The organism is Streptomyces sp. WZ-12 (assembly GCF_028898845.1).
Lineage (GTDB): Bacteria > Actinomycetota > Actinomycetes > Streptomycetales > Streptomycetaceae > Streptomyces.
The window spans coordinates 21,774-33,584 of sequence record NZ_CP118575.1 but is presented as its reverse complement, the minus strand read 5'-3'; the positions used below and the strand labels follow the sequence as shown (position 1 = coordinate 33,584).

Here is an 11,811-nt window from a genome sequence, read left to right as displayed (position 1 = left end):
TGGCAAGCGCGTACGCCCCCGCCGGCGTCACCCAGGAAGTTCCTGCCGGACCGGGACCGGTCCAACGAACTCGGTCCGGCAGGAGCCACCGCACACCAACGAAGGGAGAAACGGTGACCGTCCTACAGGAGCAGACTGCCCAGGAAGTGTCCAGCGCGCGAGACCTCATCGCGTCGGAGGCGTTCACGGGCGTTGTCGCAACCGTGCTGGACAACAACACCGACATGGATCGCGACGTCGCCGAACGGATCGTCAACGAGGCGCTGAAGTTCGTCGCCGCGTGCTCGCAGTTCCCGGGTGAACGGCTGCGGCCGTCACGGGTCGTTGACGAGGGCTGGCACGCGCTGATTCTGCACACCGGCGTGTACGCCGGTCTGTGCCGGAGCCTCCACAGGTTCGTACATCATGTCCCCGAACGCCCGGACACCTCGCGCCACGACCCCGGGGCGCTCAGGCGAACCATGGCCCGGATCACGGATGCCGGATACGCGGTCGACGTGCGGCTGTGGCTGCCGCCGACCGATGGCACCATCCCGGTGGCCGCGACCTGTGAGCATTCCGAACCGCCGCCCGCCGGCTGCGGCGCCGACTGCTCCAACACCGGCCCCAACGCTGCCTGAACCGCGTCAACTTGGTGCCCTGCTCCGGTTCACCGGGGCAGGGCACACCCGTATCCTGCTGCCAGGAGGCACGATGTCTGAGTGGACCAACCCGCGGTACGCGGCGACGGTAAGGGCGTACCGCGAGGCGCGGGCGGCCGAAGGGCATCCTCGGCCACCACGCAGCCGATGGGGGCGGCGTCGTGTCCGGCGGTGTGCGGGATGCGTGATGGTGGTCGACCCGGCAACAGGTATCCCATTCACGCTGCCCTGCGGCTGCCCGCGCCCTGCGTAGCCGCTTACGCCTCCGCAGGTCAGCCCAGATACCCCACAGCCTGTCACCGCTGCCACTTCCTCCCCGATCGCTGCCTGCAACCTCCCTCGGCGAGCATCGTTGAACCTGCCGAACCGCGATCAACACACCATCAACGCTATCGGCGACGCCCTCACTGGCGAACAGTGCGCCCGCTTCTACGCGAGGTCCTGGCCGCCGGGGAGAGCGACTGAGTTGGCGCGAGAGCGTCAGGTGTTGGGGGGTGCTGCACTGTCTCGCGTCTGGCTCGTGGTGATGTTGTGCGGGCCGAAGCGGTAGTAGATCTGTGCCCGGGTCATGGTGTTGTTGCCCCTGTACCGGTCCTGGGCGGACCAGCCATCGGCCATGCGGCGCCACGTGCGGCGACCAATGCGCACCGTTGTGCCGAGTGGTGGTTCGGCGAGATCCACGTTGAGGGCTCGCGCGGCGAGCATCCGACTCGGAAGTCGTGGTCGACGATCAAGTAACCGTGGCCCGTTTCGGCCCCAGTGCGGCGACAGAGCTGGCAGCGGTATCCGGCCTGGCGCATCAGCTCATCGAAGTCGGCGCAGCTGAGCCGGTATCGCGTATGACTGCACGGCCGGCCACTAGGACGTTCGTGCTGGGGCATCAGATCAGACCCCCTTGGGGCCCTTGCCGTCGCGGATCTTGGCGATGTACTCGCGGGTGAATCCGCTGTCGCGTGCAAGGTCAGACGGGCCGACGCCCGCGGCGAGGGCCTGCTTGATGGCGTCGAAGAAATGTGAACGGGCCTGCGCGTAGGCCGTTTTGGCCTCTCTGACGACCTCGCGGGCCTGGCTCTGCTGATCGCTCATGAACCCAGACTCTCACAACAAACATCGCGAACAAAGTTGACATGGGTTGGCGCGTCAATCTAACGTGAAGCGAGTTCGCGAACTTAATTCGCATTGGAGGGGGCGTATGCGAGGAGTGCTTCAACGGCACCTCCGCCGACCCTCGTTCTTACATCCCGCCGATGCCTCGAAGGCGGCCTGACCGCTCTGCGCACAACCACACCAACAAACCCAACCAGCTGGAGGGAAACCCGTGTTCACCAAGGAAATGCTCGCGGACCTCACCACTGACGACCATGACGAGCTCATCTGCGACTTCATGACCGAGTACGGCGTCAGCGAGCCCACGGCCACGATGGCGACCAGTCTCTTCGTCACCATCGCCTCCGCCATGTCCGAGGACCAGGCGGAGCCGGAGTTCCAGAGGGCTGTCATGCAGTCCGTCGCGCAGGGCGAGTCGTGGGCGACCGAGTTCGTCCAGGCGACGTTCAACAAGCGCCTTCCCGGCTTCCGCGCCACCTACCAGCGTGCCATCACCACCGGCCAGGACCCCGCCGCCCAGCTGGCGCGCGAGCACGCACTGCCCGCCGCGGCCGCAGCCGAGGTTGTCACTCTGCTCTACCGCGAGACCGGCGTCACGACCACCAAGACCGCCGACGAGCAGAACCGACAGGAGACGCCCCTCGGACGGCCGTGCCTCGCTGACATCAAGTGCCCCGACGGCGTCGTCACGGTCACCGTCGACCCGGCCGCCACTGTCGCCAGCGCCACCGTTCGCACCGGCGATGCCACGGGCCCGTCGGCCGACGCCGCCCGCAACGCCACTGTGAAGTCCAACGGTGACGTGCTGACCGTCGTCGTGCCGAAGGTGGAGGCCACCGTCATCGGCAACATGAGCTTCCAGGGCGGCACGGTCTACCAGAACGTCTCGTACGTCGGCCCGGGCACCACCGTCACCGGCGTGACCATCGACGCCGACGGCAACATGACCGTCGGCGACGCCCGCTTCAACGGCGGCACCGCCCGCGGCGGCATGCGGATCGGCCCCAGCCCGATCGAAGTCAACGTCGTCCTGCCGCCCGGCTCCGGCGTGAAGATGCAGTCCTACAACGCGCCGCTGACCGTCCAAGGCGCCCTGGCAGCCCTCGACTTCAAGACGCACAACGGCAACCTGACCGCCGGTGTCCTCGGCCGGGTGAAGGTGCGCGGCTACCACGGCGACAACGTCATCGACGCCGTCCAGGAGTGGGCCGACCTGGAGACCTATAACGGCGACAACGAGATCGACAGCTACAGCGGCGGCGACGCCAAGCTCATCACCTACAACGGCGACATCCGCCTCACCGCCTCCCGCAACGCGAGCGGCCGCATCGAGGCGCGCACCTACAACGGTGACATCCGCCTGCGTGGCGTGTCCGGCCGCCACGACCTGGACGTGTCCACCAAGACCCGCAACGGCGACGTCCGCAAGAGCTGACCGGCCCGCTTCTGCCGCCCCGAATCTCGCCCCGCGGGTGCTCAAGGCTGGTGGTCGTCGACCGGCCAACCCCGCGTCTCCCCCAAGCCTTCAGAAGGAGAAGCCCACCCGTGACCACGCTGGACACCACGCCACCCTTGCCTCCGGGCAGCCGACTCCCCCTCGCCGACGGCACGCTCGCCGTGCTGGTCGGCGTCCCCGGCTGCGGCAAGTCGACCTTCGCAGCTCAGTACCCGCCCAGCTGGCGGGTCTGCCTGGACGAGTACCGCCTGGCGGCGACCGACGACATGAAGGACCAATCGGCTACCCCGGTCGCTGCCCAGATCCAGAACCTGCTCCTGGACGCCCGCCTCGCCCGCGGCCGCACCACATTGGTGGACAGCACGAACGTCTTCGCGCACGTCAGGGCCGGACTGCTGGCACGCGCCGGCTACTGGCAGAGCCCCGTCGTGGCGGTCCTGTTCGACGTACCGCTCGCCACAGCCCAGGCGCAGAACGCCGAGCGTGAGCGTGTCGTGTCCAGCCACGTGCTGGACGACCTCCAAGCCCACCTGCCCACCGTCGACCAGCTGCACGCTGAGGGCTTCACCGCCGTGCATCTCGCCTCCGCGCTCATCCCGACCGCCGGGGGTGCACGGTGACGACCGTCGTCGGCGACTTCTTCAACACGGTGGAGACACGACAGCACGCGTGGATTGCCGGACGTGCTGACCTGCACTGGCACCTGCTGTTTTCCGAGCAGGTCGTGCGCGAGGCGCTGGTGGAGCCGTACCGGGCGATAACCCACCGCCCCGGGCTCGCCCCGGTCCCGGCTCGCTGGGTGCACTGCACGGTGCTCCACGGCGGGCCCGTCGACCAGTACCGCGACGGCGAGATCACCCAGATCGCCGAGCGGGTCGCCAAGGAGTGCCAGACCATCGGCTCCTTCGACCTCACCTTCGACCGGCCCGTCGTCGGCACGGTCGCCGTGGAATGCGCGGCCCGCCCCGGAGCTCCCGCCCGGCAGCTGTGGGAGTTGACGGCCCGGGTCGACGCGGACGTCACCGGCGGCCGCTTCCCGCTGATCCCCGCCGTCTACGCCCCGCACATTTCACTCGCTTACGGCACTGCCGGCCCCAACCGAGCCGACCGGCGCGAGCTGAAGGCCGCCCTGTCCGACCAGCCCGGCGAGCCGGTCGTCCTACGCGCCACTCGCCTGTGCCTGGTCGCCCAGGCGCACAACCGGCGCCACATCACCTGGACCCCGATCGCCCAGGTGGCTTTGCAGTAACCGCACCGCACGGCCGGACCGCCCGGCCGGATCACGAGCGAGATGAGGAGCACCTCCAGGATGACCGAGCACGCCGTACGCTTCGCCTCCGTCTACGCCCTGATGCGCATGGGCGCGGACCTGGGCGACCACTGGATCCAGTCCCACCACCAGGCGGTCACCAAGGGGCAGCACGACGAGAACGATGGGCAGTCCAGCCGAGCTGGGCGCATCGCCTGTACCGCGCACGTCGCCACCTACACCGCCACGCAAGCCCTGGCCCTGCTCGCCGGATCCCGCGTTCTCGGCCTGCGCCTGAAGCCCAGCCGGGTCGCCGCCGCGCTCGCCCTGTCGGCCGGTACCCACTGGTGGGCCGATCGACGCATCCACCTCAAGGCCGTCGCCGAAGCCATCGGCAAGGGCGACTTCTATAACCTGGGCGGCCCGCTGGGCGGCAACTATGCCCTTGACCAGGCGTTTCATCACACTGTGGAAACGATCGCCGCCGCCATCGCCGCGTCGAAGTGACCCTGATCCGCCTGGCGACCTCTTGTGCCGCCCCGGCTGCGACCACTGCGGCCGGGGCAGTGTAGAGGACCGGACAGCCCCGGCCCACGGGCCCGCATTGACCTTGGCTACAACACTTCTGCGGCCCACCTGAATCCGCCCAGGACAGGCGCCACGGCGTCCAACCAGCCGCCTGCCCCGGGCCTACCCAACCCGTACGAGACGAGAGGGAGATCCCAGTATGGACTCCGCCCTGCGCGTGCAGGCCCGAATCGGACAGCGCGCACTCTTGCTGACCACCGCTGCCGTGCCGTTGACCGGCTGGGTCGTACACGCCATCGCCCTACATAAGCGGCTCGCTGCCACGCGGAAGGACCCGTTGACTGGTCTGCTGCGTCGCGACGCCTACACAGCCCGCGCTCGCCGGATCCTCGCGCGCCGCGGCGACACCACGGCCGTGTTCATTGTCGACGTCGACCACTTCAAGCGGGTCAACGACACGGCCGGGCACCCGGTCGGGGATGCCGTCCTCGCCGCGTTCGGTGCCCGGCTCACCGCGTGGGCGGGCCCGCGTGCTGCTGTGGGCCGCCTCGGGGGCGACGAGTTCGCGGTCGTCCTGGAGCTGCCTGTCGACCGTCGCGAGCAGCGCCTGGCGCAACTGGTCCGGATGCTGCACACCCCGGTCGTCCTGGATGACGGACGCACCGTCGACGTCGCCGCCTCGGTCGGCGCCGCGACCCCCGACGTCCTCGGCACCCGCGACCTGACCGCCCTTCAGAGGGCGGCCGACGCGGCGCTGTACGACGGCAAGCACTCCGGCCGCGCGGTCCTCGCCACCGCCGCGCACACCACGGTCCCGTCCATCAACGGGCGCCGGGCGGGCAGGCAGGGCACGGCCGTGTATGGGCGAGCGGCATGAGCACCGCCACCCTTCCACCGGCGGGCGACTGGATCCGCGGAATCAGCGTCAAGCAGCCGTGGACTACGTGCATCGCCGTCGGGGCCAAGCCGATCGAGAACCGTCCGCAGCCCTGGGCCTGGCGCGGCTGGCTCCTGCTGCACGCGGGCCTGCAGATCGACCGACCTGCCCTCCGCCTGCCGTTAGTCGCCCGTACGATCCGCGGTCGCGACCTGCCAACCGGCGTGGTGATCGGCGTTGCCCGGCTGACCGGCTGCCACCAGGACCCGGACGGCTCCCCGCCCTGCACACCGTGGGCTGAGCCCGGCCGGTGGCACCTGGAGCTCGCCGACGTCCAAGAGCTCGCCTTGCCGATCCCCGCACGTGGACAGCTCGGGCCATGGAGGCCCACCGAAGACCTGATCGCGCAGGTCCTCCGGCAGCTGCCCGACTTACGCCCGTGACTACTCGTCTGGAGGCCCTCGTGCCCGACGTATTCATCTTCATCGACTCCTTCGGCGGCCGCTGGCAGGACCCGCCGCCACCTCGCTACCGCGCCGCCGTCCTCAGCATCAACCTGACCAACGCGCTGCTGACCTCGCCCGATGACCCCGCCCTCGACGACATCGTCGCTCGCCAGACCGGACAGGACCCGGGCATACGCGACTACGTCCTGAACACCCCCGGCGCGGCCCGCATCATCAACGACGCCGTGCACGAACTCACCGCGCTGCGCGCCGCCGCGCACGGCCGCCCCGTCCAACTCCTGGTGAACTGCTGGTATGGACGCCATCGAGCACCCGCTATCGCCGACGCCATCGGCCACCGGATGCGGGGGACTGGTGCCCGCGTCCAGATCACCCACCACCACATCAACCGACCGCCGGTCCCCCGCAAACGCCCCCGCCCCGACTGTCCGTTCTGCCAGATCATCCACAACGGCGCCCCGGCCACGATCGTCCAAGAGTGGGCCGACGCCCTCGCGATCGTGCCCCGCAGAGGCGGCTGCGCCGACGGCCACCTCCTGGTCCTGCCCCGCGGCCACGTCGCCGACTTCACGACCGACCCCGTCGTCTCCGCCACCGTCCAACTGCGCGCCGCCGAACTCGCCGCACAGATCGGCGGCCAGTGGAACTACCTCACCTCCTGCGGCCCGGACGCGACCCAGACCGTGTTCCACCTGCACGGCCACCTCATTCCCCGAGCCGCCGGCGACGGCCTCGCGCTGCCCTGGGCCCACCCCGCCTGGGAACGGGAGCCCAACCGGTGAAGCGACTCTTCCGCCGCTGCGGCCACACCCCCGGCGTGCCCTGACCTCTGGGACCAGGCCGTCGTCGACCAGTTCCGCGCGAGGCTCCCCACCCTGAGGGGGACTCTGTACTTCGAACGAGAAGGTCCGCTTCCACAGACGATGTGGGGCGGACCTTCTCGTGTTTTCAGCGCCATCTCTCGGTACCAGCCGAACTGTGCTCCCAAGCAGCGGGCGTTGGGCACCTGCCTCAAAGCTGATGGCGGATGGTTGCCTGCCCACTGTTGCTGCCCTTGGCGGGTTCACTGCGAGCGAGGTCCGTGTCGAGGGGGCGGCTGCCCAAGGCGTTTCCATTGGAAACGCTCAACGCCGTGGCCCCTGTGCCATCATCAAACCGCCCGAAGGGGGTTTTAACGGCACCGGCGGCGCGCCGTTTCCAATGGAAACGCTAGTCTCGGGCCGTACTTCTGACGGCAGTTCTGGAGAATCAATGGCAGGCGCACTCCCGCGGCCCAAGCGTAAGAGCACCACGAAGACGACCGCGGCTGCTCCCGAAGAGCTCCTCTACACCGACAAGGATCGCAGCGGCGACACCTTGGACCTGGAGCTGGACTCCCTGTGCCCCAACCCGTTCAACAAACGGGAGAAGAAGGGAGTACCTGAACTCGCTGCCACGATCGCCGAGGTCGGGTTGCTGCAGAACATCGCTCACATTCGCGCTGAAGAGTGGCTCAAGGTCTACCCGGAGACCGCCGACCAGGTCACCGCCCCCAACGTGATCCTCTTCGGCGAACACCGCTGGCTCGCCTTCCAGGAGCTGGGCTGGTCCACCATCCCCAGCACGCTGCGCGACGACAAGGTTGAGGACGCGCGCCTCATCACCCTGATCGAAAACCTGCGTCGTGCACAGCTCAGCCCCCTCGAAGAAGCCGAGCACTACCAAGCACTCCGCGACGCCGGGCTCTCCTATGAGCAGATCGCCGAAAAGGTGGGAGAGACCGCCAACGGCGCTATCTCCAAGGGCACCGTTTGGAAGCGTGTCCGACTCCTTGAGCTCGACCCCGAGGTATTGCAGGCGGTCCGGGAAGGGACGCTGAAGGTCAGCTCAGCCGAGAAGGCGCACAAGCTCGACAGTCAGGACCAGCGGGACTACCTCGGCCTCGTGCGCGGCGGCATGCGCCCGGCGGAAGCTCACGCACAGATCATGGCGCGTCAGCGTCAACCCGGAGACGCCCCGGACAACGACGAACCCGTTTCCAATGGAAACGGTTCCAGTGAGCAAGAGGGCACTCCCCCCGCATCCCCCCCTGCTCCCGTTTCCAATGGAAACGCAGTGGCCACCCCGCCCGCCCCCCGGAAGCCCAAGAAGGCCAAGTCGACCGGAGGGGAGGACGAGTCAGCCCGACGAACCGCTGCCGCCGCCCGCGACGCCGCATGTCGACTTCTGTTGGAAACCACGGACACGGCTGATCCCGCGACCCACGAGCTGGTCCTCCAGGTGCTCACAACTACCGTCCTCGCGCCGCAGCAACAGTCCGCTGCCCAGCAGCGCGCCTACGCGTGGCTGCGCGAGACCAACCGCGTTGGCCTGGAAGCAGACGACGCCGCAACCTACTTCGCCGCTGTGCAAGAGTCCGGCGACGTCAATCTCCAGCGCCTCGCCGCCTTCGCGAGTGGCCTGGCGGCAGCCGAGCTCCGCACCGCAGCCCGCCGTCAGTCCTGGACCTGGCGCGAGGTCCAGCACGTCCGCACGCTCACGGAACACGCCGACTACGTCCCGCAGACCGAGTGGGAAAAGAAGGAACTCGGCCTGGTCTCCGCAGGAGGAAACCGATGACCGCCGCTGTAGACCGCCGTTTCCGTCCCAACGGCAGGAACTGGCCTCTCATCTGGGCCTATGTCATCGAATGCGGTGGCTCCACAAAGACCACCAGTGCCACCTCCATGGCCGTCACAGCTGCCTTGCGTGGGCACTCGGGTGTCGTGTTCGACCTCGACAGCAACATGTCCAGTTCCCTCGTGCTCGGCTACGACGAGACCGCCCTTAAGGGCAAGAAGACTGCCATGGACCTGCTGTACGGCAACGCCACCCTCGACGAGGTCGCCCTCCCCGCCCGATACCGCATCGACGAGGGCTACGACGACGACGCGTTCGCCACCATCCCGAATCTCCGGGTGGTCCCCAGTAGTCCCCTCATGGCTGGCGCGGACACCGCCATCGCAGAAGACCCTGACCGCAACGACTGGTTCGCCGAGATTCTCCGCAGCTACCAAGGCGACGACACGGTCTTCTACATGGACTTCCCCGCCAGCTACGGCAAACTCCCGTACTCCGTCCTTCGCATGCTGGACGAGGACGACTCCGTCATGCCTTCCATCAAGGCGGACCCCAAGGACGTCAAGATGGTCAAGCGACTCATCGACGAGCTTGAGCGAGTCAGGGACAAGAACCGCGGGCGGCGCTCCGTGCCCGGCCGCCCCACCCTCAATCACATGCTCCTTACCGGATCACCGACCTCCAGCCACAACGAAGCCGCGGCCCGCCGCGCCACCGCCCAGGCCGAAGCCCTATACGGCTCGGTGCTGCTCCCCTACGTCCGGTACTCGGCCGACGCGAAGAAGCTGTACGAGGACGAGTGCCCGCTGCCCGTCCTCCTGCCGAACTCCGTGCCATCGGTGGACTACCGCAAGGTCATGACGCACCTCGGCTTCGCCGACCTGACTGCCTAAGCGTTTCCACTGGAAACGGCATCGCCGTTCGATCGAAGGCCGGCACTCCGCCCAGGGCGTGCCGGCCTTCGACTATGCCTGACGGGTGCCCGATGCCGCGGACAGCTGTCGTGCACTCAGGGCCGGTGAGGAGGATGTCGGTTGACGGGGCGGTGGGCGGCCACGGCCATGGTTCGGGGCTGTCCAATCACCGTCGGCGCTGCCGGCGTGGGGAGCATGTGGTTGCTGGGGTCGGGGTGGGGGCGCTGGTGTGGCGGCCGAAGTAGCGGGGGAGAGGCTTACAAAAGGCCGCGTCTGGCCGGAGCTGCCTTGACGCCGAAGCCCTAGGTCAAGTTGGTGGAGTTGATGTGGGCGAGGTCGGTTTGCTCAAGCTCCATCCTGAAGGGACCTCCGAGTAGGTCGTGACCGTTGAAGGGATGTCAATCGGCCAGCGCATGGCCGATTGGCGACTTCACCCGCGAGGCCCGGCGAGCGGGACTGAGAATCGGGGGTGTTGGCACCCGGCACGGGAGGAACCTTGACCGACCTGCACGAACCGCTGGAACCACTGGAGAGCTACCCCGACGAACTGCCCCCGCCCCGCCAGCGCGGGGATGTGAACTTGGTGGGCCTGCTCAGCGTCGCCGACGACCTCGCCCGCAGCCTGTCGGCGCTGAAGATCCGGATGCAGCCCCACAACTCCAGGACCTCGCTCGTGAGTGCCGAGAAGGCACGCGAGAACACGGAGAAGGAAGTCGATCGCCTCCTGGGTAAGGCTGTCTACCTTCAGCGTCACGCCCACGCGGCCCTGCTCGGGAGGTGCGTGCTCGGTGCGGACTCCAAGGAAGACTGCTCCACCGAGGGGGCCAACCTCCAGCTCAACGTCTGGGATGACAAGACGCGCCGGGACATCATCGAAGACGGCACCACTGGCTGCGTCGCCCACATCGTCGAAGCCGCTCGCCGGATCATGGCTGACCCCGCCAGCCACAAGATCCTGCTGGCCTTCGTCCGCGACGACGAAGGCACGGCCGTCTCTCACGCGCTTGGACTCGGTCCCGACGACGCCGATCAGCTCCTGTACCGCGGCCTCACTCTGCGCCCTGAGCACCGCGCCATCTGACACCGCCGCCACGCCTGGAGAGCCATTCCATCTTGGAGCGCCACGTGACCTATGAGGCCCACGACCTGAACCTGAGCGACCCGACGACCGGTTACCTGAACTTCGTCCTCTATACCGAGGCCCGCCTCGGAATCGCCTCGTCGTCGCTGAACGCCGAACTGGATATCGAGGCGTCCCAGACGGTGACACCTCACTTCCAGGAGTGGCTGAGCAGGCTGGTGCGTTGCGAGCCGAACGCGATGCACTGCACGCTCGTGGAGCCGACGAAGATCCCGGCTCTGTTCCATCCGTGTGTCACGGAGGACAAGGACAACCCGGCGGCCGTACGCGAATCGGGCTGTGTGTGCCGCCGGACCTTCTACGACCCTGAGTTCGGGCTGCCCGTCGTGGGCGAGCACTTCAAGCACGTGGGTGCCGGTGGCACGGACCAGTGGAGCTACAAGACGTACGCCCCTCTCGAACTGCGCCCTGGCGACATCTTCAGCAGCTTCCACACCGGCAGAGGTCTGTTCTGGGCCCGGACCGACAAGGGTGATCTGTCGATCCTGCCGCAGCGCCGTGCCGTGGGTTACAACATCGGCTACAGCGGCGGCGGCCCGCACGCCCTGGCCGCCTACCTCACCCAGATCGCTCGCAACGACGGAGGCATCACGCCCGCCGGCACCCCCTACGAGGATGCACACCCAGCGATCGTCGCCTGGACGCAGAGTCCTGCGGCAGACCGTGGCACAAACGAGCTGTCGCTCAGCGCCCTCCAGGCCATGCTGGTGAGCTGACCGTCTTCACACTGACGTCCACAATGTCGGCGGTGGGTGAACCTCGGCCGTCGCCGAGATCAGCGACGGCGGGAGCACGGCCGCGCTCCTGACGGGTGAGCAGATGAACATGCTGGT

At 68.1% G+C, this 11,811-nt stretch carries 13 protein-coding genes; 12 read left to right on the top strand and 1 reads right to left on the bottom strand.

Annotated elements, in window-relative coordinates:
* The first annotated feature begins 113 nt into the window (after positions 1 to 113).
* On the top strand, positions 114 to 620 hold the full coding sequence (locus PV796_RS40230; RefSeq protein WP_274919447.1) for a glycine-rich domain-containing protein: 507 nt from the start codon (positions 114 to 116) through the stop codon (positions 618 to 620).
* 906 nt (positions 621 to 1,526) lie between these two features.
* Here PV796_RS40230 and PV796_RS40225 read toward each other — a convergent pair.
* Positions 1,527 to 1,727: a hypothetical protein gene (locus tag PV796_RS40225; protein WP_274919446.1), complete on the bottom strand. Its 201-nt coding sequence runs from the start codon at positions 1,725 to 1,727 to the stop codon at positions 1,527 to 1,529.
* Positions 1,728 to 1,959: 232 nt separating this feature from the next.
* Here PV796_RS40225 and PV796_RS40220 point away from each other — a divergent pair, with 232 nt between their 5' ends.
* The 11 genes from PV796_RS40220 to PV796_RS40170 all read left to right on the top strand — a co-directional run bounded on the left by PV796_RS40220 (position 1,960) and on the right by PV796_RS40170 (position 11,694).
* Entirely contained in the window at positions 1,960 to 3,183 is a 1,224-nt protein-coding gene (locus PV796_RS40220; protein ID WP_274919445.1) for a DUF4097 family beta strand repeat-containing protein, read from the top strand.
* Positions 3,184 to 3,293: 110 nt separating this feature from the next.
* The gene (locus PV796_RS40215; protein WP_274919444.1) at positions 3,294 to 3,824 is read left to right on the top strand and encodes an ATP-binding protein; all 531 of its coding nucleotides are present in this window, start codon (positions 3,294 to 3,296) and stop codon (positions 3,822 to 3,824) included.
* Positions 3,821 to 4,453: a 2'-5' RNA ligase family protein gene (locus PV796_RS40210; protein ID WP_274919443.1), complete on the top strand. Its 633-nt coding sequence runs from the start codon at positions 3,821 to 3,823 to the stop codon at positions 4,451 to 4,453. Before PV796_RS40215 ends, PV796_RS40210 begins: the two co-directional genes overlap by 4 nt.
* 60 nt (positions 4,454 to 4,513) lie before the next feature.
* Entirely contained in the window at positions 4,514 to 4,960 is a 447-nt protein-coding gene (locus PV796_RS40205) for a transcriptional regulator (RefSeq protein WP_274919442.1), read from the top strand.
* A 220-nt stretch (positions 4,961 to 5,180) separates the two neighbouring features.
* Positions 5,181 to 5,858, top strand: coding sequence for a GGDEF domain-containing protein (locus PV796_RS40200; protein ID WP_274919441.1), 678 nt, complete (start codon positions 5,181 to 5,183; stop codon positions 5,856 to 5,858).
* A complete protein-coding gene (locus PV796_RS40195; RefSeq protein WP_274919440.1) occupies positions 5,855 to 6,301 on the top strand; it encodes a hypothetical protein in 447 nt (148 codons plus the stop codon). The genes PV796_RS40200 and PV796_RS40195 overlap by 4 nt, the downstream gene beginning before the upstream one ends.
* Before the next feature lie 20 nt (positions 6,302 to 6,321).
* A complete protein-coding gene (locus PV796_RS40190) occupies positions 6,322 to 7,107 on the top strand; it encodes an HIT family protein (protein WP_274919439.1) in 786 nt (261 codons plus the stop codon).
* Positions 7,108 to 7,576: 469 nt separating this feature from the next.
* Positions 7,577 to 8,923 carry a ParB/RepB/Spo0J family partition protein gene (locus PV796_RS40185; RefSeq protein WP_274919438.1) on the top strand — a complete coding sequence of 449 codons (1,347 nt, stop codon included), beginning with the start codon at positions 7,577 to 7,579 and terminating at the stop codon, positions 8,921 to 8,923.
* Positions 8,920 to 9,816 carry a ParA family protein gene (locus PV796_RS40180; protein WP_274919437.1) on the top strand — a complete coding sequence of 299 codons (897 nt, stop codon included), beginning with the start codon at positions 8,920 to 8,922 and terminating at the stop codon, positions 9,814 to 9,816. Before PV796_RS40185 ends, PV796_RS40180 begins: the two co-directional genes overlap by 4 nt.
* Positions 9,817 to 10,333: 517 nt before the next feature.
* The gene (locus tag PV796_RS40175; RefSeq protein ID WP_274919436.1) at positions 10,334 to 10,918 is read left to right on the top strand and encodes a hypothetical protein; all 585 of its coding nucleotides are present in this window, start codon (positions 10,334 to 10,336) and stop codon (positions 10,916 to 10,918) included.
* Between the two features lie 44 nt (positions 10,919 to 10,962).
* Positions 10,963 to 11,694: a hypothetical protein gene (locus tag PV796_RS40170; protein WP_274919435.1), complete on the top strand. Its 732-nt coding sequence runs from the start codon at positions 10,963 to 10,965 to the stop codon at positions 11,692 to 11,694.
* The last annotated feature ends 117 nt before the right edge of the window (positions 11,695 to 11,811 follow it).

Coding starts and splice junctions, on each gene's coding strand:
- PV796_RS40185 (WP_274919438.1), top strand. CDS start 7,577: ATGGCAGGCGCACTCCCGCGGCCCAAGCGTAAGAGCACCACGAAGACG.
- PV796_RS40205 (WP_274919442.1), top strand. CDS start 4,514: ATGACCGAGCACGCCGTACGCTTCGCCTCCGTCTACGCCCTGATGCGC.
- PV796_RS40225 (WP_274919446.1), bottom strand. CDS start 1,727: ATGAGCGATCAGCAGAGCCAGGCCCGCGAGGTCGTCAGAGAGGCCAAA.
- PV796_RS40200 (WP_274919441.1), top strand. CDS start 5,181: ATGGACTCCGCCCTGCGCGTGCAGGCCCGAATCGGACAGCGCGCACTC.
- PV796_RS40195 (WP_274919440.1), top strand. CDS start 5,855: ATGAGCACCGCCACCCTTCCACCGGCGGGCGACTGGATCCGCGGAATC.
- PV796_RS40180 (WP_274919437.1), top strand. CDS start 8,920: ATGACCGCCGCTGTAGACCGCCGTTTCCGTCCCAACGGCAGGAACTGG.